The 26,682-nt window shown below is 64.6% G+C and carries 28 protein-coding genes and 1 pseudogene; 14 read left to right on the forward strand and 15 right to left on the reverse strand.

Annotated features, from left to right (window positions below):
• The 6 genes and pseudogenes from Q8N40_RS10415 to Q8N40_RS10440 form a co-directional block, all read left to right on the forward strand.
• Positions 1–186 (forward strand): annotated as a pseudogene (locus Q8N40_RS10415) (flagellar biosynthesis protein FliO); the annotation flags it as partial.
• A complete protein-coding gene (gene fliP / locus Q8N40_RS10420) occupies positions 183–938 on the forward strand; it encodes a flagellar type III secretion system pore protein FliP (protein ID WP_305711761.1) in 756 nt (251 codons plus the stop codon). The pseudogene Q8N40_RS10415 and the gene fliP, both read left to right, overlap by 4 nt.
• 225 nt (positions 939–1,163) lie before the next feature.
• A complete protein-coding gene (locus Q8N40_RS10425) occupies positions 1,164–2,054 on the forward strand; it encodes a hypothetical protein (protein ID WP_305711762.1) in 891 nt (296 codons plus the stop codon).
• A gap of 8 nt (positions 2,055–2,062) precedes the next feature.
• On the forward strand, positions 2,063–3,214 hold the full coding sequence (locus tag Q8N40_RS10430) for an aminotransferase class V-fold PLP-dependent enzyme (protein WP_305711763.1): 1,152 nt from the start codon (positions 2,063–2,065) through the stop codon (positions 3,212–3,214).
• Between the two features lie 137 nt (positions 3,215–3,351).
• A complete protein-coding gene (locus Q8N40_RS10435) occupies positions 3,352–3,966 on the forward strand; it encodes a TetR/AcrR family transcriptional regulator (protein ID WP_305711764.1) in 615 nt (204 codons plus the stop codon).
• 325 nt (positions 3,967–4,291) lie between these two features.
• Complete coding sequence (locus Q8N40_RS10440; RefSeq protein WP_305711765.1) at positions 4,292–6,946, forward strand: autotransporter domain-containing protein; 2,655 nt, start codon at positions 4,292–4,294, stop codon at positions 6,944–6,946.
• A 38-nt stretch (positions 6,947–6,984) separates the two neighbouring features.
• On the opposite strand, the gene Q8N40_RS10445 is transcribed toward Q8N40_RS10440, so the two are convergent.
• Positions 6,985–7,266, reverse strand: a complete 282-nt coding sequence (locus Q8N40_RS10445) for a hypothetical protein (RefSeq protein WP_305711766.1) — start codon at positions 7,264–7,266, stop codon at positions 6,985–6,987.
• A gap of 43 nt (positions 7,267–7,309) precedes the next feature.
• Positions 7,310–7,489, reverse strand: coding sequence for a hypothetical protein (locus tag Q8N40_RS10450; protein WP_305711767.1), 180 nt, complete (start codon positions 7,487–7,489; stop codon positions 7,310–7,312).
• A gap of 475 nt (positions 7,490–7,964) precedes the next feature.
• Between Q8N40_RS10450 and Q8N40_RS10455 the strand changes: the two genes are divergently transcribed.
• On the forward strand, positions 7,965–10,256 hold the full coding sequence (locus Q8N40_RS10455) for a PBP1A family penicillin-binding protein (protein WP_305711768.1): 2,292 nt from the start codon (positions 7,965–7,967) through the stop codon (positions 10,254–10,256).
• Between the two features lie 70 nt (positions 10,257–10,326).
• On the opposite strand, the gene Q8N40_RS10460 is transcribed toward Q8N40_RS10455, so the two are convergent.
• Together Q8N40_RS10460 and Q8N40_RS10465 are read right to left on the reverse strand one after the other, a co-directional pair.
• Positions 10,327–10,563 carry a hypothetical protein gene (locus Q8N40_RS10460; RefSeq protein ID WP_305320804.1) on the reverse strand — a complete coding sequence of 79 codons (237 nt, stop codon included), beginning with the start codon at positions 10,561–10,563 and terminating at the stop codon, positions 10,327–10,329.
• Positions 10,564–10,658: 95 nt separating this feature from the next.
• Positions 10,659–10,829: a hypothetical protein gene (locus tag Q8N40_RS10465; protein ID WP_305320805.1), complete on the reverse strand. Its 171-nt coding sequence runs from the start codon at positions 10,827–10,829 to the stop codon at positions 10,659–10,661.
• Positions 10,830–11,041: 212 nt separating this feature from the next.
• Here Q8N40_RS10465 and Q8N40_RS10470 point away from each other — a divergent pair, with 212 nt between their 5' ends.
• Positions 11,042–11,761 carry a DUF2865 domain-containing protein gene (locus Q8N40_RS10470; protein WP_305711769.1) on the forward strand — a complete coding sequence of 240 codons (720 nt, stop codon included), beginning with the start codon at positions 11,042–11,044 and terminating at the stop codon, positions 11,759–11,761.
• Between the two features lie 97 nt (positions 11,762–11,858).
• On the opposite strand, the gene Q8N40_RS10475 is transcribed toward Q8N40_RS10470, so the two are convergent.
• The 5 genes from Q8N40_RS10475 to fliL form a co-directional block, all read right to left on the reverse strand.
• Positions 11,859–15,602 carry a tetratricopeptide repeat protein gene (locus Q8N40_RS10475; RefSeq protein ID WP_305711770.1) on the reverse strand — a complete coding sequence of 1,248 codons (3,744 nt, stop codon included), beginning with the start codon at positions 15,600–15,602 and terminating at the stop codon, positions 11,859–11,861.
• A gap of 107 nt (positions 15,603–15,709) precedes the next feature.
• Entirely contained in the window at positions 15,710–16,480 is a 771-nt protein-coding gene (locus Q8N40_RS10480; protein ID WP_305711771.1) for a MotE family protein, read from the reverse strand.
• Positions 16,477–16,923, reverse strand: a complete 447-nt coding sequence (locus Q8N40_RS10485; protein ID WP_305318313.1) for a DUF6468 domain-containing protein — start codon at positions 16,921–16,923, stop codon at positions 16,477–16,479. The genes Q8N40_RS10480 and Q8N40_RS10485 overlap by 4 nt, the downstream gene beginning before the upstream one ends.
• On the reverse strand, positions 16,920–18,122 hold the full coding sequence (gene fliM, locus Q8N40_RS10490) for a flagellar motor switch protein FliM (protein WP_305318312.1): 1,203 nt from the start codon (positions 18,120–18,122) through the stop codon (positions 16,920–16,922). Before fliM ends, Q8N40_RS10485 begins: the two co-directional genes overlap by 4 nt.
• 18 nt (positions 18,123–18,140) lie before the next feature.
• Entirely contained in the window at positions 18,141–18,638 is a 498-nt protein-coding gene (fliL, locus tag Q8N40_RS10495) for a flagellar basal body-associated protein FliL (RefSeq protein ID WP_305318311.1), read from the reverse strand.
• A 363-nt stretch (positions 18,639–19,001) separates the two neighbouring features.
• On the opposite strand from fliL, the gene flgF reads away from it, so the two are divergent.
• Genes flgF through flgH form a run of 4 tightly spaced genes read left to right on the forward strand, consistent with a single transcriptional unit; the run spans position 19,002 to position 22,419 of the window.
• Complete coding sequence (flgF, locus tag Q8N40_RS10500; protein ID WP_305711772.1) at positions 19,002–19,766, forward strand: flagellar basal-body rod protein FlgF; 765 nt, start codon at positions 19,002–19,004, stop codon at positions 19,764–19,766.
• A 15-nt stretch (positions 19,767–19,781) separates the two neighbouring features.
• The gene (flgG, locus tag Q8N40_RS10505; protein ID WP_305318309.1) at positions 19,782–20,570 is read left to right on the forward strand and encodes a flagellar basal-body rod protein FlgG; all 789 of its coding nucleotides are present in this window, start codon (positions 19,782–19,784) and stop codon (positions 20,568–20,570) included.
• Between the two features lie 11 nt (positions 20,571–20,581).
• Positions 20,582–21,658: a flagellar basal body P-ring formation chaperone FlgA gene (flgA, locus tag Q8N40_RS10510; protein WP_305711773.1), complete on the forward strand. Its 1,077-nt coding sequence runs from the start codon at positions 20,582–20,584 to the stop codon at positions 21,656–21,658.
• Between the two features lie 5 nt (positions 21,659–21,663).
• Complete coding sequence (gene flgH, locus Q8N40_RS10515; protein ID WP_305711774.1) at positions 21,664–22,419, forward strand: flagellar basal body L-ring protein FlgH; 756 nt, start codon at positions 21,664–21,666, stop codon at positions 22,417–22,419.
• A 205-nt stretch (positions 22,420–22,624) separates the two neighbouring features.
• On the opposite strand, the gene Q8N40_RS10520 is transcribed toward flgH, so the two are convergent.
• A complete protein-coding gene (locus Q8N40_RS10520; RefSeq protein ID WP_305711775.1) occupies positions 22,625–22,945 on the reverse strand; it encodes a helix-turn-helix domain-containing protein in 321 nt (106 codons plus the stop codon).
• A gap of 112 nt (positions 22,946–23,057) precedes the next feature.
• Entirely contained in the window at positions 23,058–23,354 is a 297-nt protein-coding gene (locus Q8N40_RS10525) for a putative quinol monooxygenase (RefSeq protein ID WP_305711776.1), read from the reverse strand.
• 158 nt (positions 23,355–23,512) lie between these two features.
• Between Q8N40_RS10525 and Q8N40_RS10530 the strand changes: the two genes are divergently transcribed.
• Complete coding sequence (locus Q8N40_RS10530; RefSeq protein WP_305320282.1) at positions 23,513–23,773, forward strand: antitoxin; 261 nt, start codon at positions 23,513–23,515, stop codon at positions 23,771–23,773.
• Positions 23,770–24,177 carry a type II toxin-antitoxin system VapC family toxin gene (locus Q8N40_RS10535; RefSeq protein WP_305711777.1) on the forward strand — a complete coding sequence of 136 codons (408 nt, stop codon included), beginning with the start codon at positions 23,770–23,772 and terminating at the stop codon, positions 24,175–24,177. Before Q8N40_RS10530 ends, Q8N40_RS10535 begins: the two co-directional genes overlap by 4 nt.
• Positions 24,178–24,214: 37 nt before the next feature.
• Here Q8N40_RS10535 and Q8N40_RS10540 read toward each other — a convergent pair whose 3' ends face one another.
• From Q8N40_RS10540 to Q8N40_RS10555, 4 genes are all read right to left on the reverse strand, one after another.
• Entirely contained in the window at positions 24,215–24,352 is a 138-nt protein-coding gene (locus Q8N40_RS10540) for a hypothetical protein (protein WP_305711778.1), read from the reverse strand.
• A gap of 208 nt (positions 24,353–24,560) precedes the next feature.
• Positions 24,561–24,809, reverse strand: coding sequence for a hypothetical protein (locus Q8N40_RS10545; protein WP_305711779.1), 249 nt, complete (start codon positions 24,807–24,809; stop codon positions 24,561–24,563).
• 77 nt (positions 24,810–24,886) lie between these two features.
• Positions 24,887–25,882: a tripartite tricarboxylate transporter substrate binding protein gene (locus Q8N40_RS10550; protein WP_305711780.1), complete on the reverse strand. Its 996-nt coding sequence runs from the start codon at positions 25,880–25,882 to the stop codon at positions 24,887–24,889.
• 168 nt (positions 25,883–26,050) lie between these two features.
• On the reverse strand, positions 26,051–26,677 hold the full coding sequence (locus Q8N40_RS10555) for a hypothetical protein (RefSeq protein WP_305711781.1): 627 nt from the start codon (positions 26,675–26,677) through the stop codon (positions 26,051–26,053).
• Positions 26,678–26,682 lie beyond the last annotated feature (5 nt).

Consider the following 26,682-nt stretch of genomic DNA (forward strand, 5'->3'; position numbering starts at 1 on the left):
CTGGAAGCCGCGCTGCGCCGGCCGGCGAACGAGACCGTGGCGCCGCCGGTGGCGCCCGAGCCGCCGCAAGGCCGCGCCGCACCGCGCAGCGAGCCGATGCCGCCGCCGGCACCGGCGAAGAGCGGCTTCGAGAATCTCGAAGACGAGATGGCGTCCTTGCTGGGCCGTCCAAAGAATTCTTCGTGAGGCCGGCGGCCTCCCCGCGTAGAGTTGTTTTATTCCTTGCCACACTGATAGCCGCCGGATCGTTCGCAGGTCCGGCGTTCGCGCAGGACATCAGCATCAACCTCGGCGGCGGTGGCGGCGGCGTCACCGAGCGCGCGATCCAGATGATTGCGCTGCTGACGATATTGTCGGTCGCGCCGTCGATCCTGATCATGATGACGTCGTTCACCCGGATCGTGGTGGTGCTGTCATTGCTGCGCACCGCCTTGGGCACCGCGACCGCGCCGCCGAATTCCGTCATCATCGCGCTGGCGATGTTCCTGACCGCGTTCGTGATGGGCCCGGTGCTGCAGAAATCCTATGATGACGGCATCAAGCCCCTGATCGCCAACCAGATCGGCATCGAGGAAGCGCTGCAGAAGGCGTCGGTGCCGTTGCGCGTCTTCATGCAGAAGAACGTCCGCGAGAAAGACCTGAAACTGTTCATCGACCTGTCGAAGGAGCCGGCGCCGGCGACGCCCGAGGACCTGTCGTTGCGGATCCTGGTGCCGGCCTTCATGATCTCGGAACTGAAGCGCGCCTTCGAGATCGGCTTCCTGCTGTTCCTGCCATTCCTGATCATCGACCTCGTGGTGGCCTCGGTCTTGATGTCGATGGGCATGATGATGCTGCCGCCGGTGGTGGTGTCGCTGCCGTTCAAGCTGATCTTCTTCGTGCTGGTCGACGGCTGGTCGCTGGTGGCGGGGAGCCTCGTACAGAGTTACGGGGGGTAGGCCGGACCGCCCGTGACGGGTCGCAACCGAGCCCCGGCACAAAAACGCGAAAACAACCCCATGTACAGTAAGGCCGGCCCCGGCTCGCTTTCGCGCGCCGCTTGGGCTGCGGCCGGAAGAACCCACAGAAAAACAATGGGTTGACCCTGCCGGTGACACCGCATTGTTGGAAAAGGCCTCGCACCTGCCTATGATGCGGCAAAACGCATTGGGGAACCCGCGTCCATGCAACAAAAGTTCGACCGCTCCGCCGAGGATCTCGGCAACTCGATCCATCTCGAACACGTCAACGTGCAGGTGCCCGACCAGCGGCTGGCCACCTTGTTCTATGTCGCCGGGCTCGGGCTGACCCGCGATCCCTATCTGATGGTGTCCGACACCAACATGTGGATCAATGTCGGCCGCAGCCAGTTTCATCTGCCTGATGGCGCGGCGCAGGTGCTGCGCGGCCATACCGGCCTCGTCATTTCCGGCCGCGAGGCGCTGCTCAAGCGGCTGGCCGCCGTCGCCCCCAAGCTCAGCGGCACCGCCTTCGCCTTTCGCGAGCACAACGACTATGTCGAGGCGACATGCCCCTGGGGCAATCGCGTGCGCTGCCACGAGCCGGACGCCGCGCGGTTCGGGCGCATCACGCTCGGCATTCCCTATGTCGAGTTCGACGTCCCCATTGGAACCGCGAAAGCCATTGCCGCCTTCTACCCCGAGATCATGGGAATACCTGCCGAGCTGAAAAACGGCGACGACGCCATGGCGCGCGCCAAGATGGGCAAGGACCAGTATCTGCAATTTCGCGAGACCGACCGCGCGCTGCCAGATTACGACGGCCATCATGTGCAGATGTACATCACGAATTTTTCCGGGCCGTATCGCCGGCTGCTGGATCGCGGCCTCGTCTCCCAGGAAGACAATCCCTACCAGTACCGCTTTCGCGACATCGTCGATCTCGCCGACGGCAGGCACCTGTTCACGGTCGAGCACGAGGTGCGCAGCGCCACCCATCCGATGTACCTGCGCCCGCTGGTCAACCGCAATCCGGCCTCGACCAACCAGACCTATGCGCACGGCCACGACCAATGGGACTGGGCGATGGGACCGGACCAGTACGACGGACGTTAGGAACAACAATGCTGCCGTCGCAACGTGACCTGTTCGAGATACCGCGCGATATCTGCTACCTGAATTCCGCCTCCTACAGTCCGTTGCCACTAAAAACCCTGCAGGCCGGCCGCGAGGCCGTCGGCCGCAAGGGCCAACCCTGGACGCTCGATGCCGGGTTTGCCGGCCGCCAGCACGACCGCGCGCGCAGAGCCGCCGCCCGCCTGATCAACGCCGATCCCGCCGACATCGCGCTGATCCCGTCGATCAGCTACGGCGTGGCGACGGCGGCCCAGCTCCTGACGATTCCGCGTGGCACGCGTGTGCTGGTGCTGGAAAACGATCACTCCTCGCCGGTGCTGGAATGGCAGACCCGCGCCGAGGCGCAGGGCTTTGCCGTCGAGACGATCCGCCAGCCCGGCGATGGCGACTGGACCTCGGCGGTTTCAGCCGCCATCGAACGAACGGGCGCGGCGCCGGTGGCGCTGGCATCGATCTCGTCGGTGCACTGGTCCGACGGCGGCCTGATCGATATCGAGCAGGTGTCCGCCGCGCTGCGGCGGCAAGGCGCCCTCTTCCTGATCGACGCGACGCAAAGCACCGGCGTGCTGCCGCTCGACGTCAGGCATCTCGATCCTGACTTCGTGATCTTCCCGACCTACAAATGGCTGCTCGGTCCCTATGGCCGCGCCTTTCTCTACGTCGCCAAGCGCCATCAGGACGGCACGCCGCTGGAGCAGACACCGGCCGGCCGCCGCGATGTCCGCGCCGAGAACGCAGTTTATTTCTCCGACACCTGCTACGTCGGTGACGCCAGCCGCTTCGACATGGGCGAGCGCGATCATTTTGTCTCGCTGGAGATGGCATCGATCGGCATGGAAATGATGGCCGAATGGGGCGCCGCGCCCATCGCTCAACGTCTCGCCATGCTGACGGAGCGGATCGCGGAAGGCGTGTCCGATCTCGGAATCGACGTGCCGGAGCGCCACGTGCGGGCGCCGCATATTCTGTGTCTCGGCTTCAAGGACGGGACGGCAAAGGCGCTGGTCGAGGCGCTGGCCGCCGACGGCATCTACGTCGCGCCGCGGCTCGGCCGCATGCGCATCTCACCCCACGTCTTCAACGACGAGACCGATGCCGATCGTTTTGTTGCGGCACTGGCCCGGCGGCTGCGCGGCTAATACCCGCTGTGGCGAAAATGGCGCTGCTTCGGTGCGCAACGGCCGTGCGCACTTGTCTGTTGCCAAAATCCATGCGGTCTTAATTCGGTTTCACCGCGCCTTCTGTCGCGCCGTCGAACGGCGTCACCGGAAATCTCATGTCCAAGAAGATGATCAAACCTGGACCTGACCTGCTCACGCGGGTCAACCAGGCATTCCTCGACCACGGTTACAGCGGGCTGTCGATGGTGATCCTGGCCAGGGCCTGCGGGTTTACGCAGCGTGCGCTGTATTACTATTTCCGCAACAAGGAGGATGCGTTCCGGGCGATGATTGCCTATCGCCACGCCGAGGCCGTCGAACTGGCATTGCAGGCCGGAACGGCGGTGCGGGCCAAAGGCGGCGGCGCGCTCGACATTCTCGCAAAAATCCTGGACGTGCGTTACGGCGAGACAAGGCGCCGGGTCACGCGTTCGCCGCACACCGTCGATCTCAATGCCGAAGCCTTCAAGCGGTGCAGGGGTCTCATGATCAAGTCCGCGATCTCCTTCCAGGCCGATCTGGAAAAACTGATTGTCGATTTGGAGAGTTGCCGGATGCTGAAGTTGAACGGCCGGTTCACGCCGGCGCAGATCGCCCAGGCGCTGGCCGACGGCGGACGCGCCGTGAACCAGAGCCTGCCGCCGATCGCCGCGGAAGATTTTTCGGGGCGTTATCGCCAGATGTGCGAGATCGTGCTGTACGGCTGCGCCGCGGTACCGAAATCGAAATAGCCGGAATGCGGCCGCTGACTTTTCGAGCCCGGTTCTGATTCGATCAGAACCGATCAGGCGCTGGCGCGTCTCTTTTCTGCCACAACCTTCGACAATCGAGCAAGAATCCGCCGCGCCGGGCGATTTTTGGCAAAAGCCGCGCCGCTGCGCTCGACTCCTGGTTCACAGTCGGCCAAGTTTCATGAAATCTGCGATGGGACATTATCGTCCTGGCGTCATTTGCACTCCGCGATTTGAACGTATTTTTTTAAGGGCACCGGCTTGGGGAAGGGCTCAGGCTGTCATGGTTTGTAAGACAACAGCGCGTCGGCCGGGGCGTGAACCCATGGGACGGAACCTGTTCGTGGTCGGGCATGTGCTGGGAACGTCGGCGGCGAGCCGGTTGCGCGCGCTTTTGTTGCCCTCATGCGTGGTGCTGGGGGTCGCGAGCGGCTCCGCCGCCCGGGCCGATTGCGCGCCCGCTGCCGCCAATAACGTGACGGCGACCTGTAGCGGCACCACCACCAATCAAGGTGCCGGCGCGCCCGGCACCAGTGCCGGCACCGCCGGCTACGGCACCGGCGTCCAGACCGGCGTCACCGTCGATGTTGCCGCCGGCGCCGGCAACACGGTCACCGGCACCACTTTTGGCATCTATCTCGGCGATGCCGCAGTGAATAACAACGCCCTCGCCAGCATCACCGGCGGCAATACCGGAATTCGTGCCCTTAGCGGCTTTGCCGATGTCACCAATTCCGGCAGCATCGCAGGCACCAGCTTCGCCGGCATTAACGCCGGCACCAACGCGACGGTGACCAACAACGCCACCGCCAGCATCACCGGCGGCGGGTACGGAATTGTCGCCCTCGGCGGCTTTGCCAATGTCACCAATTCCGGCAGCATCATCGGCACCAGCCAGTACGGCATTTATGCTCTCACCAACGCGACGGTGACCAACAATGCCACCGGTATCATCACCGGAATTGACGCCAACGCCGGCTTTGCCAATGTCACCAATTCCGGCAGCATCACCGGCGGCCAGTACGGAATTCGCGCCGGCGGCGGTGGTTCTTCGGTCTTCAACGCCGGCACCATCAGCGGCGGCATCGCGGCGATCCAGTTCGCGGGCGTCGGCAACACGCTGACGCTGGCGTTGGGCTCTGTCATCACCGGCAACGTGCTCGGCACCGGCAGCGATACGTTCCAGCTCGGCGGCACCGGCAGCGCCACGTTTAATGTGTCGCAGATCGGCGCGGCCGCGCAGTATCGGGGCTTCGGCACCTTCAACAAGATCGGCAGCTCGGCCTGGACGCTGACCGGCGCCAGCACTTTCGCCGGCCCCATCAACGTCAATGGCGGCACGCTCGGCATCAACGGCAACGTCACCTCGGCAAGCGGCGTCACCGTGAACGCCGGCGGCACGCTGGCCGGCACCGGCACCGTCGGCAATACCCTGGTCACCGGCGGAATTTTCGCGCCGGGCACCGGCACGCCCGGTTCGTCGATGACGGTGACCGGCGCGCTCGGCTTCAACCCGGCTTCGACCTACGCGGTCAACCTCAATCCGGCGACGTCGTCGTTCGCGACTGTCTCGGGCGCGGCGACGCTCGGCGGCGCCACGGTCAATGCGAGCTTCGCGCCCGGCGGCTACATCTCCAGGCAATACACCATTCTCACCGCCGGCAGCATCAGCGGCACGTTCAATCCGGTCGTGACGAATTTCAACCTGCCTGCCAATTTTCATGACAGCCTGAGTTACGACGCGACGCACGCATATCTCGATCTGGCGCTGAACTTCGCGATTCCCGGCGGGCTGACTGGCAACCAGCAGGACGTCGGCAACGCGCTGACGAACTTCTTCAATCGCACCGGCGGCATTCCGGCGGTGTTCGGCACGCTGACGCCGGCCGGGTTGTCGCAAGCGGCGGGCGAGACCGCTACCGGCTCGCAGCAGACCACCTCCAACGCGATGACACAGTTCATGGGCGTGATGACCGATCCGCTCGTTGCCGGGCGCGGCGTTCCGATTTCGGCCGCAAGCGGCGCGGCGGGCTACGCCGACGAGCAGACGATGGCGTATGCCGCCAAACGCAATCCGACCGACGCACTGGCCGCGATCTATACCAAGGCGCCTCCGCCGGTTCCTTTCACCCAGCGCTGGAGCGCGTGGGCGGCAGGTTTTGGTGGCTCGCAGTCCACCGACGGCAGCGTCGCGGCGGGATCGAACAACACCACCAGCCGCCTGTTCGGCGTGGCGGCGGGCGCGGACTATCGCTTCTCGCCCAACACCGTGGCGGGCTTCGCGCTGGCCGGCGGCGGCACCAGCTTCGGCGTCAACGGTTTCGGCAGCGGCCGCTCCGACCTGTTCCAGGCCGGCGCTTTCTTCCGCCACACCGTTGGTGCAGCCTATCTCTCCGGCGCGCTAGCCTATGGCTGGCAGGATGTCACCACCGACCGCACCGTCACCATCGCTGGCATCGATCGCCTCCGCGCGCAGTTCAACGCCAACGCCTTCTCCGGCCGCGCCGAGGCCGGCTATCGCTTCGTCAGCCCATGGATCGGCGGCGTCGGCATCACGCCTTACGCGGCCGGACAGTTCACCACCTTCGACCTGCCCGCCTACGCCGAACAGGTCGTGTCCGGCGCCAACACCTTCGCGCTGGCCTATGCCGCGAAGAGCATCGCCGCCACCCGCAGCGAACTCGGCTTCCGCGCCGACAAATCCTTCGCGATGCAGAGCGCGATCCTGACGCTGCGGGGCCGCGCCGCCTGGGCGCACGACTTCAATCCGCACCGTACGGTCGGCGCGACCTTCCAGACCCTGCCCGGCGCGAGTTTCGTCGTGAACGGCGCGCGGCAGGCCAGCAACGCCGCGCTGACCACGGCGTCGGCCGAAGTGAAATGGATGAACGGCTTCTCGCTCGCCGGCACGTTCGAGGGCGAGTTTTCCAACGTCACCCGGAGCTACGCCGGCAAGGGCGTTGCCCGGTACACCTGGTGACGGCACCTGCTAACTCACGCCCTCGAAAAACTTCCCCGCTACTTCCGTTCCAGATGCCACGCGCCGTCCCAGCCCTCGCCGGGCGGCGCCGCGGCCATCTTCTCGATCCGCTGGATGAACGTCATCGACGGCCCGTCGCCCGGCATCGCCAATAGTGCCGTCTCGAAAAGCCGCAGCGCCTCGTCCCAACGCTGCGCCCGCAAAGCGGCAAGCCCTTCGACATAGCGGGTGCGCAATTCCTGGCTCGCTGCCGTCAACTCGCCCTTGCCCGCCATGATTTTGAACACCGCCTGCGGCCGGGTCCGGCCCAGCGTCACCACCCGGTCGGTTCGCGCGCCTCGATCGCGTCGGAGGCCGCCGCGATCATCGCCTCGGATACCAGGATGCGGCCGCCATACTGCTTGTTGGCGCCTTCCAGCGCGGCCAGCTCGCGAGCCGCGCCTGCTCGGAATCGGCGGCGAAGGGCGGTCCCCAATACGCCAAGATGGCGTCGCCGATGTATTTGTCGATGATGCCCTGATGGGCGCGAATCGGCGCCGACATGGTCGATAGATAGCGGTTTGTGACCTTGAATCGGCGCGGGGCGGCAAGCGGCCCCGCCTGTTTCCTATTGCGAAATCGAAACGGCGACAACGCGAGGGAACTCCGGGGTTCCCCGGGCATTCTGTCATGGGCGGTTGCTTTCGGCCCAGCCTCGCTTGCTCCAAGCCGACATGGCCTTTCAATACTGAGAGCAGTTCGACCGCCGCCCATGACCAGCCCACCAAATCAGCAAGAAAAGATCGAAACGCGGATCGATCCTGTCTCGGCATCGGACGATGCCACGGTGACTCCGGGACATATTCGCGATTCGCTTCGCACGCTGGCGCGCCAGATTGTTGTTCTGGCACGATCGGCATTCCGCAATGCCGGCCGCCGGGCGAAAGACGGGTGGAGCGGCGGGCGAGCGGCCATGCTGGCGTCAGGCGCATCACTTGGAAGCCGCTGGCCGGGGTTGAAGGCGAATCTGCTTTCATCGATGAACAAGGCCCGCTGGCCGCGGCTGGATCTGCAATCCCGCCTGCAAGGCTGGCAGTCCAGATCAGCCGCTTCGGCGCCCCAATCGAGCCATGGACCAGTTCGCGCAGGATGGCGCCGGAAATATCTCGCGGCCTCGCTGGGATTGCTGTTGGCGCTGTCCACCGCCTATGTCCTGTACTGCATCGCGACCTTGCCGATCACGGGCGGGCTGCAAGTCGAGGCGACCCAGAGCGCACTGACATTCGAAGGCGCGCAAGGCGAGGTGTTCGCCGCCCGCGGCGTATTCAAGGGCGACAGGCTGGCCGCCGCGGATATGCCACCGCATCTGGCCCAGGCGATTGTTGCGATCGAGGATCGCAGGTTCTTCGACCACATCGGTGTCGACCTTCGCGGCATATTGCGGGCCGGGTGGCGAAATTCACAGGCCGGCGGCACGCGGGAGGGCGGCAGCACCATCACCCAGCAGCTCGCCCGCCTGATGTTTCTCTCCCAGGAGCGCACATTCCGCCGCAAGGTCCAGGAAGCGCTTCTCGCGCTGTGGCTGGAGAGTCAATTGAAGAAGGAAGACATCCTTCTGCGCTATCTCAACACCGCCTATTTCGGCGCCGGCGCTTACGGTGTCGACGCTGCCGCTAGAAGGTATTTCGGGAAGAAGGCCGGCGAACTCTCGCTCGCTGAATCAGCGATGCTTGCGGGTCTGGTACGGGCGCCGTCGCAACTTGCGCCGACGCGCAATTTCGGCGGAGCCAAGGAGCGGCAGGAGACTGTCCTGCAAACGATGGTGGAAACCGGAGCCTTGACGGCCGCCGAGGCGGAAGCCACGCGCGCCCAGCCTGTCAATCTGCGAACGCCTCCGGAAACGCCGCCGGGCACCAACTATTTCGTCGATATGGTTGCCGGCGATGTCCGCCGGCTACTCGGCTCGGCATCGGGCGATCTGACGCTTCGCACGACGTTGAACCTGGAATTGCAGAGGCTCGCCGAGGGCGTCATCGAGCGCCGCTTCGAGGCGGAGGGGACGAAGAAAAACGTCTCGCAGGCAGCACTGGTGGCGCTGGGCAGAGACGGCGCCGTGCTGGCAATGGTCGGGGGCCGCAATTACGAAGCCAGTCAATTCAATCGCGCCACCCAGGCCAAACGCCAGCCCGGGTCGCTGTTCAAGCTTTTCGTTTATCTGACGGCGCTGCAGCGCGGCTACACTCCCCAGTCTGTCGTCGTCGACAAGCCGACCCAGATCGGGGAATGGGAGCCGCAAAACTCCAGCGGGCGCTTCCGCGGCAACATGACCCTGCGCAACGCGTTCGCGCAGTCCGTCAATACGGTTGCCGCCCAGCTGGGCGACGAGGTCGGAACGTCGGCGGTCATCGACACTGCCAAACGCATGGGCGTGCAGTCGACACTGCCGGCCGTGCCGAGTCTGGCGCTCGGCTCGGCCGAGGTTACCCTGCTGGAGATGACGCGGGCGTTCGGCGCGGTCTCAGCCGGCGTTCAAACACTTGAGCCGTATTCAATCCGCTCGATTGCAGGTAATTCGCAGCAGGCGCTCTACACGAAACCCGGAGCTGGCAGCGAAGTTACCGGCCAACTGGGCGCCACCCGGGCGATGATGATTGACATGCTGCAATCGGTCGTGAACGAGGGCACCGGCAAGGCGGCACGCATTCCAAATGTCGCGGTTGGCGGCAAGACCGGGACCACGCAGGAATACCGCGACGCCTGGTTCATCGGATTTACCGGGGATCTCGTCGTCGGCGTATGGGTGGGCAATGACGACAACACGCCGACCAACCGGGTCACCGGCGGCGACCTTCCCGCCAACATCTGGCGTGATTTTGTCGGAAGGGCGCTGCCGGTCGTGACCAAGACCTCGCCTCAGGTCGCAAGACGAAACACCGACGCTCTCAACCCGGGGACCGCCCTGACCCCCGCCAACCCTGCCGCCAGCCCCGCAGTTGCCACCGGCGCCGATACCGGCGTCAGGGGATCGGCAGACGTTGTCGATCTCGCGACCCTGGCCGTTCGTGGCAGAAAGATACAGCTCGAGGGCATTCTCGGCGATGATGATCGACGCGCGGTCCGCGCGCTCGCGCGGTTTCTCAGGCGACGGGAAGTGATCTGCGAACCCAGCGGCATGCCGGAGCGCTATCGATGCATCGTCGATGGGCAGAACCTGTCCCAGATCATTCTGGGCGCCGGAGGCGCCCGCGCAACGCCGGACGCGCCGGCGGAATTGCTGGCCTCTGAAGACGAAGCCCGGTCTGCGCGCGTGGGAATCTGGCGGAATATGTAGCTTGCCGATGCATATGCGCCTTTGTCGCGGATAATTGATCACGCCATTTTGGGGCAGTGCTCAAGTCACCCTACCCCTCCACATCATACTGCTTGCTGAGGTGGTCCCCGATCTGGACCAGCATCATGACGCTTTCGGGATAGCCGGGTTTTGCAATCGTCGCCTCGTCGGCGGAAGCGCGGAATTCCCAGCTGTCGCCGTCGCGCAGCACGGAGATTTCGAATTGGTCCGGACCGTCGGCATGAACCTTCAGCTCGGCCCTCGCCATCGCAATCAGTTCGGCTTCGGTCTTGACGGGCTTGCTCATGGGAAAAGCTTCCTCCGGGCATTTGGGTTTATCGCAGGTTGCCGGTTCGGCGCGCATCTGTCGAGGGGGTGACGCGGTAGCGCCCGGCATGTCGGTTACTTCTCGGCGATCGCCGAGATATTCAGACCTGCATCCGAAAGCGCTTGGACAATGCATTTTGCAATTTGTTTGGCCTCTCCGGGGTCGATTCGACCTTCCGGATGATCCTTGCGGCAATCGCAAATCGCCGTGGCAATGATCGCATTCACCTGGTGCGGATCAGCCAAAGCTCATTCCTTTCGATCTCTAGACGATGCCGTAACGGGCGGACAGATCATCAGGAGTTTCGGCACGTCCCGACGATCTGCGATCAACCTTCATGCCAGCCGAAAGTTCCGGCGGCATGCGGGTTCGGACGCCAAGCGACCGCGCCGCATAAGTGGTCTGACTTCCCGGCCGCAAACTGCTGAGAATCCGGAACTTTTCATGATTTTTCCTGTTGCGCTTCTACATCCTGCATTGCTGCATCGCGCCCGTTGCGCGCATTGACAGCGGACCTTCCAGCATTCGGGGACAGCCGACCGTGAACAATTTTTACAAGAGGTCGACGAGGATCATCGCAGCGATGTGTGTCTTGCTGACCTGTGCCGCGCAGGCCGAAAACGCCTACGACATCATGAGCGGCGGCGCGCCCTCACGGAGCGGCTCGACGATGGTGATGGCCTACGGCGAAGATCCCAAGGCCGACTTTCCGCCAAGAGCATTATCCACGACGCGTTCAAGCAGCCCGACAGAAGCGTCTACCTCGTATTGTGTTCGAACGTGTGACGGTCGTTATTTCCCGGCGCCCTCGGGAACCAACCAGGGCAGCGCCGAGGGCTGCAAGTCCTTTTGCCCCGCCAGTGAAACCAGGGTGTTTTTCGGAAGCTCGATAGACAGCGCCACTTCGAATGATGGAAGGACATATGCCGCGCTGCCGAATGCGTTTCGATACCGCAAGGAACTTGTTGCGGGCTGCACCTGCAACGGCAAGGACGTGGTCGGGTTGGCATCGATCAACGTCAAGGAAGACCGAACGCTGCGCCGGGGCGACATCGTCGCCGGCGCTGCCGGGCTGGAAGTGGTCACCCGCATCGGCAACGGGCATGTCGGTTTTGCCAGAGCTTCCGCCGCGACGCGCGGCAAGTATGATCGCCTGAAAGTGCTCGCGTCTGATTGACTCCCAAGCCCGGGGGCGGAGAAATCGGCATCAAGCGGTATTCTCCTGTTGCCGCCGGATATCCTCCCGGCGTGGCTTTTGGTGCGCCTGCGACGCTCTATCGCTTCGCGTCGGACCGCGTCAATCCGATGATGCGCGGCAGCGAGCCGGTGTGCACCGGCTCACCCTTCGCGGTTTCCGGCGACAGCGGCGCCCGGGCGGTGGCGTCGGGGAAACGCACCTTCATTTCGCGCAGGAAGCCGTCGAGCGTGTCGACGCTGGCCGCCATCCTGGCTATCGTGGCGAATTCGGCGCTGCTGGCGCCACTCGAATTTCCCGCGGTCTCGAACGCGGCCCGGTCGGCCTCGCCGCTCATCAGCGGCGCATATTTCTCGCGGAAGCGCGCCAGGCCGATGGCGTCCTCGGCCAGCGCATAGCCGACCACCGCGCGGATCACGTCGCCCTTCTCCACCGTGTCCAGGGGTCTGAAGTCGCGCCAGCGATCGGCGTAATACAATTCGATCTGTTCGGCGGACTCGCGCCAGCGGCGCGACGCCCAGTAGATATCGGAGCGCAGCCGGATCGCCTCACGGCCGCCGATGTTCGAGATGATGTCGAGCGCGAGGTCATGGCGTCCGACATCGCTCTGGGCGCGCGATTCCAGCAACAGCCGCTGCTGGCGCAGTTCGCCGGAGAGGTCCGCGATCCGCGTGGTCCGAAGCGCCGATATCGCGCGGTCCGGCTTGCGTCCGGTGAGGTAGACCATGGCCAGGCGCGCGGCGACCTGGGCGCGCGCCGCGCCCTCCAGCCGCCTGTCGACCTGATATTGCAGGAGTTCGGCGGCCTGATCGAGCAGGTCGACCGCGACCAGCCGATCCGCCAGCCGGCGGATCATCTCGTCGCCACGCCGCCCGATCGGCGTCAGTTCGCTGTATTCGTAGAACATCCCGAGCGCGTCGACCGGAGGAAGATTGTCGCCCTTCGGACTGAGATAGATCTGGGCAAACAACGCCGCCGAGGCATCCTGGCCGGCGCGCGAAATCTCGGAATTCGGCTGCAGCCTGGTGGCGGCCCTCGCCGCGGCCAGCGACTCGCCGTAGCGTCCGGTATCGGCATAGATCTTCGCCATCATCTGCAGCGCCCGCACCTCGATGGCGTCGCCGCGCCACAACACCGCGAGCGTCTCCAGTTCGCGCAGGGAGTCGGCCTGGCTGGTCTCTTCGCGGCGCTGGCGCAGGATGATATCGAGCAGCCTGGCCTCGGCGGCCGCGGCGCGGTCAGGAGATTCGATCGCGACCTTGTATTCGCTCTGCGCGTCCTTGTCGTGACCGAGCGCCTCGGCCAGCCGTCCGAACAGCACCGCGGTCGCCGCCTTCATCTCCGTGGGAACACCGACCACCTTCAAATCGCTGCCGCGCTTGGCGGCGCCGGAAAAATCCCTGACCTCGAGCGAGGCGCGCATCGCTTCCGAAATCACGCTGCGCTGCAGCTCGATCGGCAGCGAGGTGATGGCGAATTCGACATTCTTGAATTTCTCCCGCGCTTCGGCCCATTTGCCCTGGCGCGAGAAGGCCAGCGCTTTCCACAGTTGCGAATCGTAGCTGGCGCCGATCACGGGATTGGCGAGGTCTTTCAGCGCCTGTTCCGGACGGCCGATCAGGATGTTGGCGACCACGCGCACCATCAGGGCGATCGAGTCCTCCGACCCCGGCTTGGCGTCGGCGAGCGCGAGATCGGCGGCGCCCTTGGCTTCCCAATACATCCCGCGCGACATCAGGAAACGGGCGAGGTTGATCCGGGCCTGGGTGCGCTGGGCCGGCTCCATTGCGCCCGCCGCCGCGATCAGCTCATCCTGACGCGCGATGAAGTTTTCAGCCTGGTTCCTGCGCCACTCGGCGATGTCGAAGATCGGCCGCACCGCGGTCGTGGCGCGCTCGGAGGCGACATCGGCCGAGGACAGCGTCAGGCCGCCGGGACGCCCAATGATGACCCTGTCGGGCGCGACCTCGGCGACAACGTCCTCGGAAACGGGATGCACCGCGACGCCGTGGATCGATTCCAGCAGCGACATCTCGACAAAATCATGCCGCTTGATGAGGCCGCGAACCGGCAGCGACGCCGTCACCACCAGCAGCGTATCGCCGGCCTCCGGATCGATGAAACGATGCAGCAGGCCCGGCCTCGACAGCGGCACGGTGACATTGGCGAGCGCGGGATCGGTGATATTGCGGATCACCGCCAGCGGCAGCTGCGGCGACTGCATCGTATCGGCGAAGGTGAGCATCCAGTGCGCGCCACCCTTGTCATCGCCGGTCAGCGAGGGCATTTGCGGGCGGTTGAGACGAATGCGGATCGCCTGCCCCTTGTCCAGCGTCAAGCGGCTGACGTCTGATATCAGCGCCCCGCCGCTGGAGCGGATCAGGTCGCTATCGATCGGCTGCTGGGAATCGAACACCAGCCACACCGTATCGGCGCGGCGAAACAACGCGGCGGGAGTGGCCGCGGCAAACGCGAACGTCACGCGCAGGGCGTCGCTGTCCCGCCGCGCGGTGACCGTTGCGGGACCCGCACCTGCTGGCATCGCCTGCGCGGCGGACGGCGCCTGCGCGGCCGGCGGCAAGCCCTGAGGTACCGGTTGCGCCGGAATCGCCGGCGGCGCGTCGATGACCGGCGGCGAGACATTCGCTGGCGGCGAGACAATGGCGGGCGATGTCTGGGCCACCTTCTGAGCGCCGGGTTCCGGCGGGGCGGCCGCGGCCGCCGTCAGTTTCGACGGGGCTTCAGCCATGACGGCCGGCGCCTGCCTGGGCGTCTCCCGTGCCGGCAGCGGTTCGGACGCGGGTGCAATCTTCGCCGCTTGCTCCGGCTTGATCTCGATGTTGGCCTGCTGCGCGAACGTTTCCGAGGTCGGCGGCGCGATGACGTTGCCGGCCCGGGAGGCCGAAGGCGCCGCGGGCCTGGCAGGGGCTGCGGCCGCCGCCGGGGCTTGCAGAACATCGGCGACCGGCGACCGCTGCGCTTTATCCGCCTGCTGGAAGGCGACGTCGATAATGTAGTTCTTCTCCTCGCGGAAGGAGCGGACATCGACATCGCCGATCAGCACGACCTCCACCATGGAGGTCTCGCGTTCGATCTTCTGACCGATCGAGGCGATGTTCGATGGCAGCGCCAGCTTGGCGTCCGCGAGATCGAACGAGAGCGCGGCGTTGAACAACAGCGACAGGCGCTGGTCGTTCAATACGCTGGAGACGCTGATGCCATCAGGCATTTCGAATACGAAGCGCACGAAGGTCGGCTGGACCGAGGCGCGGACCCTGATCGGCGGGCGCTTCTGGGCCGCCGCGGCCGCGCGCTGCTGACGCAAGGCGCGCTCGGCGACCCGGGCGCGTTCGGACAATTCGCGGACCACTTCGGCGGGAAGTGCCGGCGGCTGACCGCTCCAGGTATCGGGCAACAGGTCGACGAACACCCGCTCGCCCGCCGTCATGGTGTTGACGGTTACCTTGCGCGACAGCGACAGCCTTATCGCCGAGCCATCGGGGTCGCGCCGCACCGATCCGACGTAATCGGGCACCGCGTCAGACAACCGGTCGACCGGAATATCCACCGGGCGCTTGAACCGGATCACGAGGATGGAGCCGGCGGTCGACACCTGGGATTCGACATCCTCGGCGAGCTTGAGCACCAGCCGGGCGTAACCGCCCGAAGCTGAAAACGTCGCCTCGCCCCTGACCGGCTCGGTCTGGCTGAAGGCAGTCGACGTCAGGCCGATCAGAACCAGCCAACTGCCGAGACAAAGCCGCGCCGTCCGCGCGCAAGCGCGGCCTCGCGACCAGAATCCAGTGGCAGCTATCAGCGCCATTCCAACCGGGTCTTTCAGCTCGTTCGATCTGTTCGGCGGCGGGAGGTCCTCGCCCCATGCCGGTGAATCCTAGAATCGGCGCATTAAGGGGCTGTTAATGATCCGCGTTAATTGGACTTTTGCGGCAGCACCTTGCCCTCGATCTTGGGCAGTTCGACCACCGCGGCGGACTTTTCCGATCCGGCGCGGCGCGCCATTTCGACCGTCAGCCGCTCGGCCGATTCCGGCGCCATCAGGCCGAGGATATCGGACATCTTGCGCGGCGCGATCTGCGAGGCGATCTCGAACAGCACGGACATCTCGAGCCGGTCGAACACCTTGGCGGCGTCCTTAGGCTTCATGCCCTCATACATGGTGATGATGCCCTTGAAGCGGGCGGCGTCGATCTCGCTCTTGGCCCCGCTCGCCGTCGAGATCCGGCTTTCGACGGCCTTCATCTCCTCGACCTTGGATTCAATGCGCTTCTCGGCCGACTTCAGCAGGCTTTCGCGAATGTCGATCTCGCGCGCGCGGGCCTCCAGTTCCTGCCGCCGCGACTGCAGCCGTTCCAGGATCGCGCGCTCCGATGCCGAAACCGGCGCCGTCTGCTCGGGATAGACCACGACGCCGTCGGGCTTTGGCGGTTCGGTGGCCGGCGCCGCCGGCTTCGGCGCTTCTTCCTTCTTGGCCGGCACCGACCCTGTGATGTCGGCGGTATCGGCCTTGCCTGCCGCCGGAAAGTTCAGGGTCTCCTGCGCCCACGACTTCTTCGCGGTCTTCGGCTGGTGGTCGAACACGTAGCCGCCATCGATCACCAGGCCCGCGACTTTCAGCACGGCAAGGCCGAGGATCGCGATCAGGACGACCGGAATGACGCGAATGTCACGGAAGGATTTCATGCCGCCAGGCCGTCAGACCTTCTGCGCTCGGAGAACGCGTGTGCTGCCGCGGCAACCGCCTTGGCCGATGAGGCTCTTGGAGCCGCTACCGGCTCTGCCTCCGGGTCCGTCAGCGGGCGGGCCGCGATCGCGATCCTCGACAACCGCCGGATCACATTGTCGCCTTCCGCGAGCGACTTCTTCAGCTGCTGCGACATCTGTGCCGCCGAGGTCAGCTGGTTGCCCAGATTCTCGTTGACGTCGCGCACGGTGTGCTTGAGGCCGCCGATCGCGCGCTCGGCGATTTCGGTCGCCGTGATCAGCTCCCCGATCGTCGCCTTCAGCGAATGCTCATCCGCCTTCAGACGCTTCAGCCGCGTGTTCAGCAGCATGCAATAGCCGATCGTAAGCAGCAGCAGGACCGCCACCAGGCTCTCGATCACAATTCCGAATGAATGACTCATTGGGCCTCCATCAACTTGGTTTGCTCATCGGCCTTCTCGAACATCGCGAAGGTGGTGTTGGGCTTGCGCAACTGCTTGGTGACGCGGATGGCGACGCGGTCGCCGACCCGCCCCATCCGGCCTTCGGTCAACAGGACGTTGCCGCAGCGCACCGCGACCAGCGCGTCGGCGCGCATGTCCAGCGGCAGGGTGTCGCCGACCTTCAGCTTCATCAGCTGCTTGAGCGGGACTTCGGCCTCGTACAGCACGGCATCGACGGAGATTTCCGCCTGCCCCACTTCGGTGGCGAAATGGCCTTCCCAGATCGGGTCACGGCCGAACTTTTCGCCCATGAACATCTGCAGCAGCACGGGACGGATCGGCTCGATGGTCGCGTAAGGCAGCAGCAGTTCGATGTTGCCGCCGCGGTCCTCCATGTCGATGCGCAGGCGCACCAGGATGGCGGCGTTGGCGGGCCGGCTGATAGCGGCGAAGCGCGGATTGGTTTCCAGCCGGTCGATCGAGAAGGTCACCGGCGACAGCGGCCGGAACGCCTGCTCGGCGTCGGCCAGCACGACTTCGACCAGCCGCTTGACCAGGTTGGTCTCGATCGAGGTGTAGGGCCGGCCTTCGATGCGCAGCGAGGTCTGGCCGCGGCGGCCGCCCAGGAGCACGTCGACCATCGAATAGATCAGGCTGGAATCCACCGTGGCGAGGCCGAAATTCTCCCACTCCTCGGCCTTGAACACGCTGAGCACGGCGGGCAGCGGAATCGAATTCATGTAGTCGCCGAACCGCACCGAGGTGATGCGGTCGAGCGAGACCTCGACGTTGTCGGAGGTGAAATTGCGCAGGCTCGTCGTCATCAGCCGCACCAGGCGGTCGAACACGATTTCGAGCATCGGCAGACGCTCGTAGGACACCATCGCGGAATCGATGATGGCGCGAATGCCGGAATTGTCGTCGAGATTGACTTCACCGACGGTGAAACCGAGCAGATTGTCGATTTCCTCCTGCGACAGGACCCGCTCGCCGCCGTTCTTGCCGCCGCCGAAGTCGCGGCTGCCGTCCTCGACCATGGCGGCCCATTGCAGCGCCATGGTGCCGGAGATTTCGTTGGCGGCAGCCGCCGCCGCCGCTTCCGCCGGATCCTCGGAATCCAGCGACGCTTCCCATTGGGCTGCGATGGCGTCCTGGTCGTCTAAGGGATTGCCGGCCATGATCCTAGATCCGTCTCGTCACTGAACGACGATTTCCTTGAACAGCACGGCATTGACCGCGTTCGGCGCGATCGCCACGTTGACCCGCCGGGTCAGCTCTTCCTTGAGGCGAAACAGGCCGGCGGAGCCGTTGAGATCGATCGGCCGCAATTCGCGCAGATAGGTCTGGAACAGATCGGTGACGCGCGGCAGCGTCGGCTTGATCGCCTCGAGCTGCTTGTCTTCCTTGAGTTCGAGCACGACCTTGACCTTGAGATACTGCACGCGCTCGCCGGGCGATCCGACCATATTGACCAGCATCTCCGGCACATCCATGAAGACAGGCGCTTTCACGACCGGGGCCGCAGCGTGCTTGTCCTCGGGGTGGCTGCGGAAGAACAGGAACCAGGTCGCCGCGCCGCCGCCAAGGATGACGAACACGCTCGCGATCGCGATCATCAGCTTCAGTTTGCCCTTCGGCGCCGCAGTCGGTTCGGCGCCATCAACCGCGCCATCGGCCTGTTCAGTGTCTGCCATTGCCCGCCCGCCACGTTAAGGAGATCAACCCGTTGCCGCGAGGCAGGCTTTGACGCGATACAAATGCCCCCGGCGCACACGCGCTCTCTTGATGGTGACGCTAAGGTAATAATGGTTAACGGAACCTTTCCGCGGGCCCCCGACTAGGAAAAAACTGCCGGGCCAACATGGTCAACAAACCTTTATTGCCGCCTTGGCCGACCCCCGCCAAACACCTAACCCGTTCAAATAATGATGTTTTCTCAACTGGCACGGCTTTCGCTAAGTGGATGGCGAACCGAGGCTTGGGAGAGCCGGTGGTTCGCACGATCCGCCACCGGGCTTGGGAGAGCAGCGCGCGGATCCATTGAGGGGAGACATGCGATGGGGAACCACCTTCTCGTCGGACTTTCGCGGCAGGTGACGCTGGAACGGCAGATGGATGTCATCGCCAACAACGTCGCGAACATCAACACCAACGGATTCAAGGCGGACCGCTCGCTGTTCGAGGAATTCCTCACCTCGCGCGCGCATGAAGACAATTTCGTCGGCCGTGACCGCCGCATCAGCTTCGTGCAGGACCGCGGCACCTTCAAGGATTTCGCGCAGGGCTCGTCCGAGCACACCAAGAACCCGCTCGACGTCGCGATCGACGGCGCCGGCTTCCTCGTGGTGCAGACCCCGGCCGGCGAGCGCTATACCCGCGACGGCGGGCTGAAAATCAACAACCAGGGCCAGCTCGTCAATTCCTCTGGCTTTCCGGTGCTTGGCGGCTCCGGCCCGATCGTGCTGCAGCCGACCGACAAGGAAGTCACCATCGCCGCCGACGGCAACGTCACCGTGCTCGAAGGCACCAACCGGGTCGACTCGGTGCGCGGCAAGCTGCGGCTGGTTCGTTTCGCCGACCCGCAGAAGCTGGTGAAGGAAGGCTCCAACCTCTACTCGGCCGGCGCCGGTATCGGGCCCCAGCCCGACACTACCTCGCGGGTGAGCCAGGGCTTCATCGAAAAATCGAACGTCAATTCCGTGATGGAGATGAGCCGCATGATCGAGGTGACGCGTGCCTACACGTCGATCTCGTCGATGCTGCAGCAGCAGGGCGACCTGCGCAAATCTTCCATCGAGAAACTCGCCGACGTTCCGGCCTAAGAGAGGATTGATTCCATGCGCGCTATGTACACCGCAGCGACCGGAATGATGGCACAGGAACTCAACGTTCAGGTGATTTCCAACAACATCGCCAACATGCGCACCACCGGCTACAAGAAGCAGCGCGCCGCGTTCCAGGACCTGATCTATGCCCACGTCCGCCGGGTCGGCGCCCAGGCTTCCGACCAGGGCACCATCCTGCCCGTCGGCGTCGACATCGGCGGCGGCGTCAAGACCGTCGGCACACCGCGGCTGATGGGCCAGGGCACGCTGGCGCCTACCGGCAACGAACTCGATGTCGCGGTCCGCGGCGAAGGCTTCTTCAAGATCCAGGTTCCCGACGGCACCTTCGCCTACACCCGCGACGGCTCGTTCCAGATGGACGCGCAGGGCCGCATCGTCACCTCGCAAGGCAATCCGGTGCAGCCGACCATCACCGTCCCGCAGAATTCGTCCGGCCTCACCATCAACATGCAGGGCCAGGTCTCGGTGGTGCTGCCGGGATCGACCACGCCGACCACGGTCGGCCAGATCGGCCTCACCCGCTTCATCAACAAGGCCGGCCTGCAGCCGATCGGCGACAACCTGTTCACCGACACCCCCGCCTCGGGCACGCCGCAGGACGGCGTCGCCAACACCGACGGCTTCGGCGACCTGCAGCAGTCCAGCCTCGAACAGGCCAACGTCGAGGTCGTCACGGAAATTTCCGACCTGATCTCGGCGCAGCGCGCCTACGAGATGAACGCCAAGGTGGTCAGCGCCGCCGACCAGATGATGCAATCCACCGCCAACATGTTCCGCTGAGGGAGATGATGATGATCACCCGTTCACTCACCCTCGCCTTCGCGCTGCTCGCGGTCACCTCCGCGACCGCTTCGGCGCAGGCCCGCTACGACATGATCGCAGCACCGGTGCTGCGCGCCCAGGTCGTGGTAACAGGCGATCTGGTGCGGATCGGCGACGTCATCGACAATGCCGGCCCGGCGGCGCAGATCGCGATCTATCGCGCGCCCGATCTCGGCACCACAGGCGCGGTGCCGGTGGACCGGGTGCTGACCGCCTTGCGCGCGCATCAGGTGATTGGCGTCGACACCCGCAATCTCCAGGAGATTTCGATTTCGCGGCTGGCCCGCACGCTCGAAAGCAAGGACATCGAGGTGGCGATCGGCCGCGCGCTGCAGCACAAGAACGGCCTCGGCGACGCCACCAACCTCACGCTGACCTTCGACCGCGACGTGCAGGATATGCGGCTGGAAGCCTCCAACACCGGCGCCATGCAGGCGGTCTCGACAAGGTACGACAGCCGCAGCAACCGCTACGACGTCACCTTCGAAATATCCAATGAAGCCTCGTCCGCCTCCACCAAACTGCGTTTCACCGGCACCGCGATCGAGACCGTGGAAGCCGCCATCCTGGCACGCGGGGTCGAGCGCAACGAAGTGATCAAATCTTCCGACGTGGTGGTCGAGCGCCGCCCCAAGGCCGAGGTCGGCAACGACCTTGCCGTCCGCGACCGCGCCGTCGGCATGCAGGCCCGCAGGCAGCTGCGCGTCGGCCAGGCGCTGAAGACCGCCGATCTCGCCAAGCCCGATCTGGTGCAGAAGGACCAGGGCGTCACCCTGGTCTACCAGGCGGCGGGACTGCATCTCACCATTCGCGGCAAGGCGCTGGAGGGCGGCACCGAAGGCGACGTCGTCAACGTCATGAACCTGCAGTCCAAGCGCACCGTCTCCGGCGTCGTCATCGGCCGCGGCCAGGTTTCGATCACGGGTCCGGCGCCCCGCCTGCCCGACATGTCCGACGCGACATCCTCTATTCAGTCGAGCCAGGCGGCAGCGCTGGTTGCGATCGCCGCCAACGCCGCCTCAACCCCGTCTCCAAAAGCCGAGTAATGGTAATGTACGCTTCCCGTATCCACCGCCTGATCCTGACCGGCGCGTTGCTGATGACCGCAGCCCTTGCCAGCGGCTGTTCCTCGATCGATCGGCTGTCGCAGATCGGCGAAAAGCCGAAACTGTCGGAGATCGAGAATCCGACGGCGCAGCCCGGCTACAAGCCGGTGCAGATGCCGATGCCGAAGCCGGAGACCGCCTCCTACAACGCCAATTCACTGTGGCGCAACGGCTCCCGGGCCTTCTTCAAGGATCAGCGCGCGGCGCGGATCGGCGACATCCTCACCATCACCGTGAATTTCACCGACAAGGCCAACATGGCCAATGCGAGCCAGCGCAGCCGCAATTCCAAGGAGGATTCCGGCATCACCGATTTCGCCGGCTCCAAGCTGTTGACCGGAGATGCCGCCAAGGTGCTGCCCGGCAAGCTGCTGGTCACCGAATCCGCCGGCAATTATGACGGCAAGGGCTCCGTGGTGCGGCAGGAGAACCTGCAGACCACCGTCGCCGCCGTGGTCACGCAATTGCTGCCGAACGGCAACCTCGTGGTCGAGGGCAAGCAGGAGATCCGGGTCAATTTCGAAATCCGCGAACTGATCGTCGCCGGCATCGTCCGCCCGGAGGACATCCAGAGCGACAACACCATCGATTCCAGCAAGATCGCGCAGGCCCGCATCGCCTATGGCGGCCGCGGCCAGATCACCGACGTCCAGCAGCCGCGCTACGGCCAGCAGGTCACGGATATCCTGCTGCCGTTCTGATCTCGCTTTCAAGAGCTCCCACACCTCATTGCGAACCTAGTCGCGATGATGTGTTCCAACGCGGCCCCTGCCAGCTCCCCTGGCAGGGGCCGCGGTTGTTTGGGGGCGTCACTGCCTGCGACCAACGCAAAGCGTTTGCGCAAGGAAACGCAAGCGAAGAAGCGATCCGGCTCCGCATGCGCGTCCGTCGGCATACCAAGGCCCTTCAGGCCGCAATGGCTCGCGACGAAGCCCGGCGCGGCTTGTGGCGCACAACGACGTCGACCTTGTAGTCCATTCGATCCAGACATCGAACCAGCCGATCGATCGAGAATTTTCCAACGCGGCCGGTGACCAGAGCCGAAACGTCCGGCTGCTTGAGGCCGAGCAGGGCAGCAGCCCTGGTCTGGGTAAGTTTCCGGCGTTTGATGATTCCACGGATTTCGCGAACGAGCTTGGCCTTGAGAAGCTCTTCTTCCGGATTGTCGAAGCCAAGGTTGGCAAAGACATTGCCGCTGCTCGCGGTCACTTTTCTGGAGTTGCTCATTGCTTCTCTCCCTTGCCGTAGTTCTCGCGATAATGAGCCTCGGCAGCCTTCAGGCGCGTCTTGATAATTTCGATCTCATGCTTCGGAGTCGCGAAGCGACAAGCACCATAAACTACCTCGCGATCGATACCGCATTGTAGATCTGCGTTCCCGTGGTCTCCACAATCCGTCCCTTCAGCGACCTGACGAACTCGCGCGAACCCTCGACCGCGAAGTGGGCACGCAAGGCGGGTTCATCGGCCCATTGCTCGAAGAAAAACAGGCGAAGCGGGTTCTGGCAGTCGACATGCACCGCATGCGAGATGCAGCCCGGCTCCGTCCGGGAGCGCTCGACGTGTTCGAGACTGAGGCGGCGGACGTCATCGAACGTGTCCTCCCGCGCCAGAATGCTGCCGGTAACCAGAATCATTTCGATGCTCCAATGGTGCGCGCGCGTTACGTCGCGCGCGGTAATTTGCCGGGACCCGTCGCCAAGGCAAGCGTGCTGGACGAGCGTGCTGGACGAATTGACCGACCTGCTGGTGGCATGGTATATATCATTGGTATCTACCAAAAAGGAGGCGGATCATGAGTGCAACCGCCAAGCTTTTCATGCACGGACGCAGCCAAGCCGTCCGTTTGCCCAAGGAGTTTCGCTTCGAGGGCACCGAGGTGCGGGTCAGCAAGGTCGGAGACAAGGTCATTCTGGAGCCGCTGAAAAAGCAGCAGATCGACCTGGAGAAATTCTGGGCCGAACTCGACGCGCTTGGAGCAAAGGACTTTCTGCCGGAGGGCATCCCGGACGAACCGCCGGCCGAACCGGATCCACGCGTCTTCTTCGACGAATGATCTGCCTCGACACCAACATCGTCATCGGGATTGTGAACGGGCGCAACTCAACGTTTCGTCACCGGCTCGGAGAGCAGTTGCGATCGGGCACTCCTATCGCGCTGCCGGTCGTCGCGTTATTTGAAATGCGCTATGGCTTCGCCAAAAGCGAAAGGCCCGATCATAACGAACGCCTGCTCGCGCAATTTCTCGGCCTGGGTGTCGATGTCCTGCCGTTCGAAACCGAAGATGCAATACATGCTGGCGATATCCGCGCGGGACTCGAAGCAGCCGGCACCCCCATCGGCGATTATGACTATCTAATTGCCGCGCAGGCCCGACGTCGTGGCGCTGCGCTGGTGACGCTTAACCGGCGTGAATTCGAGCGCGTGCCGGGGTTGATGCTGGTGAACTGGACAGCGTGATGCCCGCATGGGGCCGCAACGCGTTCTCGGACTCGCCTCAATACGACCTGCGCCCAGCCGCGACAAGCTTCGCCTTGCGCGGACCGGCGACTTCGATCTCCCGCAACACCTTGCGCAGGCCGCGCGCGGAGGCCAGCGCGCGCTTGATGTTGTTGCGCGCCCGGTCCCTGAACACATTCCTGCACCGGCTGCAGCAGACCTGAACTGAATCGTCCGTTGCCTCAAATCATCCGAGAAAATCGATATCGCCAAATGCGGTCGCACGTGCGACTGCCGCGCCCCAGTCAACAACAACAAGCCTTTGAAATGATCAGAACAAGACGCGCCGAAGGCCGTCGCGACGGGTTCCCGGTTAAGAAACCCTTTCGGGCGGCGCTGCCGCGCTACCGGCGCCGGGCCACGGCAACTCCCAGCAGGAACGCCACCAGCAACGCGCCGAGCGGCGCTTCGCGGGCGACATTGGCGAGGATGCTGAGCGGCATGCCGGGTTTGCGGCCGGACTCGATGGCTTCGGAAACCCGGTTGGCCGCCCCCTTCACCGCGTCGGAAACTTCCGAGATCGCGGATTTCGTTTCCGGCACCGGGTCGAGGCCTTCATAGACGTAGGGCGGCTGCGAGGTCTGGTCGTTCATGGCTTCAATCTCCGTCGTGTCCGCAGGCAATGGATCAGACGGAAATTGGTTCCGCGACGGCAGGTACCGCAACCCGTTCAGCTCGGCTTGATCCCGGCCGCCTGCATGATCGGGAGCAGCCGCGCTTCCTCGGCTGCGCGAAACGCCTTCATCTCGGCCGGCGTGGTCGGCATCGGCGACGCCCCGAGGTCGGCATAGCGCGCCTTCAACCCGGGATCGGCCAGCGCCTTGTTGGTCAGCGCGTTGATCTGCGCCACCAGCTCGGGCTTCATGTCGGGAGGTCCGACCATCGCGGTCCATGAGGTCATCTCATATCCCGGCAGCACCTCGGCCATGGCCGGCACATCCGGCAGGTCGGATATGCGCGCCCGCGAGGTGACCGCGACCGGCCGGATCTGGCCGCCGCGCACGCTCGGCAGCGAGCCCGGCAGGTTGTCGAACAGCAGATCGACCCGGCCGCCCAGCAGGTCGGTCAACGCCGGGCCGGCGCCCTTGTAGGGAATGTGGTTGACCTGCACGCCGGCCATGCTGTTCATCATCTCGCCGGAGAGATGCAGCGTGGTGCCGAATCCCGCCGAGGCGTAGGTGTATTTGCCGGGCTCCTTCTTGATGGCGGCCAGCAGATCCTTCAGATCGGTGAAGGCGAGATCCTTCCTGGCGCAGAGGATATTGGGCAGCTGCCACATCCCGCCGATGAAGCTGAAGCCTTCGCGCGGGTCATAGGGCAGCTTGGCGTAGGTCCCGATCGCCAGCACATTGGTGGCAATGCCGCCAAGGCCGAGCGTGTAGCCATCCGGCGCCGATTTCGCCACCGCATCGCCGCCCAGCACGCCGCCCGCCCCTGCCCGGTTTTCGACCACGAAGGACTGTCCGGACAATTCGCTCATCTTCTGGCAGAGAATGCGCGACAGCGTGTCGGTAGCGCCGCCGGCCGGAAAACCATTGACGTAGCGCACCGTCCTCGCCGGCCAGGCCTCCTGCGCGAAGGCCATGCCGGGCAACAGCGGCGTGGCGATCGATCCGCCGAGCAGGCTCAGCATTTGGCGGCGGTTCACAGACGTGAGCGACGGCATCACCTTCTCCCTTGATCAGCGCTCTTGCTTGATTGGCCACAATCACCATTGTTGCGACAGCCACAGCGTAGTTCGCCATTGACGGACAGGGAAGAGCCGAGTTGGGCAAAAAACAAAAGACCCGCCGGCGAGACCGGCGGGCCCTTTCGTTCGGTTGGTTCAATCGGTTCAACGCATTCCGCCGCCATAGAGCTGACGCTCCTTGCGGACCTCATCGGCACCGTAGGGCTTGCTGGCCGGATCGAACGATTTCCAGCCGGACTTCTGCCAGGCTGCGCTCCTGTCCCGAAGGTTGACGGCGGACTGGTTCAGCACCGCGTCGAACCGGGCGCGGTCCGTCTCCGCAACGCGCGCCGTGACCAGCGTGCCGCCACGACGCACGCCTTCGGCGTACAAGGGAGCATCCTCTTTCGACACACCCGCCTCGGTCAACGCGCCGACAACGCCGCCTGTTGCGGCGCCGGCAGCAGCGCCGAGCGCGGTCGAAGCCAGCCATCCGGCAGCTACGACCGGACCAAGCCCCGGAATTGCCAGCAAGCCGAGGCCGGCGAGCAGTCCGGCGGCGCCGCCGATGCCGGCACCGATGCCGGCGCCCGTTCCGGCGCCTTCGGCGCGATCGTCGACACCGTCGCGGTCGCGGTCGCGGTCGATCTTCTTGTCGCTGCTCCACCAGCTATCGGCATTGTTCGCGACGATGCTGATGTCGGAGTGCGGAACGCCTGCGGCTTCCAGGCCGCGGACGGCTTTCTCGGCGTCGGAATAGGTATCGTAGAGTCGAGAGATGGTAACGGTCATTGCAA

It is taken from the genome of Bradyrhizobium sp., from assembly GCF_030693485.1.
Classification (GTDB): Bacteria; Pseudomonadota; Alphaproteobacteria; order Rhizobiales; family Xanthobacteraceae; genus Bradyrhizobium.

What these genes read in the sequence shown, in the direction of transcription:
- Q8N40_RS10425 (WP_305711762.1), top strand. Translation starts at nt 1,164, where the DNA reads ATGCAACAAAAGTTCGACCGCTCCGCCGAGGATCTCGGCAACTCGATC.
- Q8N40_RS10430 (WP_305711763.1), top strand. Translation starts at nt 2,063, where the DNA reads ATGCTGCCGTCGCAACGTGACCTGTTCGAGATACCGCGCGATATCTGC.
- Q8N40_RS10435 (WP_305711764.1), top strand. Translation starts at nt 3,352, where the DNA reads ATGTCCAAGAAGATGATCAAACCTGGACCTGACCTGCTCACGCGGGTC.
- Q8N40_RS10440 (WP_305711765.1), top strand. Translation starts at nt 4,292, where the DNA reads ATGGGACGGAACCTGTTCGTGGTCGGGCATGTGCTGGGAACGTCGGCG.
- Q8N40_RS10450 (WP_305711767.1), bottom strand. Translation starts at nt 7,489, where the DNA reads ATGTCGGCGCCGATTCGCGCCCATCAGGGCATCATCGACAAATACATC.
- Q8N40_RS10455 (WP_305711768.1), top strand. Translation starts at nt 7,965, where the DNA reads ATGAACAAGGCCCGCTGGCCGCGGCTGGATCTGCAATCCCGCCTGCAA.
- Q8N40_RS10460 (WP_305320804.1), bottom strand. Translation starts at nt 10,563, where the DNA reads ATGAGCAAGCCCGTCAAGACCGAAGCCGAACTGATTGCGATGGCGAGG.
- Q8N40_RS10475 (WP_305711770.1), bottom strand. Translation starts at nt 15,602, where the DNA reads ATGGCGCTGATAGCTGCCACTGGATTCTGGTCGCGAGGCCGCGCTTGC.
- Q8N40_RS10480 (WP_305711771.1), bottom strand. Translation starts at nt 16,480, where the DNA reads ATGAAATCCTTCCGTGACATTCGCGTCATTCCGGTCGTCCTGATCGCG.
- Q8N40_RS10485 (WP_305318313.1), bottom strand. Translation starts at nt 16,923, where the DNA reads ATGAGTCATTCATTCGGAATTGTGATCGAGAGCCTGGTGGCGGTCCTG.
- fliM (WP_305318312.1), bottom strand. Translation starts at nt 18,122, where the DNA reads ATGGCCGGCAATCCCTTAGACGACCAGGACGCCATCGCAGCCCAATGG.
- fliL (WP_305318311.1), bottom strand. Translation starts at nt 18,638, where the DNA reads ATGGCAGACACTGAACAGGCCGATGGCGCGGTTGATGGCGCCGAACCG.
- flgF (WP_305711772.1), top strand. Translation starts at nt 19,002, where the DNA reads ATGGGGAACCACCTTCTCGTCGGACTTTCGCGGCAGGTGACGCTGGAA.
- flgG (WP_305318309.1), top strand. Translation starts at nt 19,782, where the DNA reads ATGCGCGCTATGTACACCGCAGCGACCGGAATGATGGCACAGGAACTC.
- flgA (WP_305711773.1), top strand. Translation starts at nt 20,582, where the DNA reads ATGATCACCCGTTCACTCACCCTCGCCTTCGCGCTGCTCGCGGTCACC.
- flgH (WP_305711774.1), top strand. Translation starts at nt 21,664, where the DNA reads ATGTACGCTTCCCGTATCCACCGCCTGATCCTGACCGGCGCGTTGCTG.
- Q8N40_RS10520 (WP_305711775.1), bottom strand. Translation starts at nt 22,945, where the DNA reads ATGAGCAACTCCAGAAAAGTGACCGCGAGCAGCGGCAATGTCTTTGCC.
- Q8N40_RS10525 (WP_305711776.1), bottom strand. Translation starts at nt 23,354, where the DNA reads ATGATTCTGGTTACCGGCAGCATTCTGGCGCGGGAGGACACGTTCGAT.
- Q8N40_RS10530 (WP_305320282.1), top strand. Translation starts at nt 23,513, where the DNA reads ATGAGTGCAACCGCCAAGCTTTTCATGCACGGACGCAGCCAAGCCGTC.
- Q8N40_RS10535 (WP_305711777.1), top strand. Translation starts at nt 23,770, where the DNA reads ATGATCTGCCTCGACACCAACATCGTCATCGGGATTGTGAACGGGCGC.
- Q8N40_RS10545 (WP_305711779.1), bottom strand. Translation starts at nt 24,809, where the DNA reads ATGAACGACCAGACCTCGCAGCCGCCCTACGTCTATGAAGGCCTCGAC.
- Q8N40_RS10550 (WP_305711780.1), bottom strand. Translation starts at nt 25,882, where the DNA reads ATGCCGTCGCTCACGTCTGTGAACCGCCGCCAAATGCTGAGCCTGCTC.
- Q8N40_RS10555 (WP_305711781.1), bottom strand. Translation starts at nt 26,677, where the DNA reads ATGACCGTTACCATCTCTCGACTCTACGATACCTATTCCGACGCCGAG.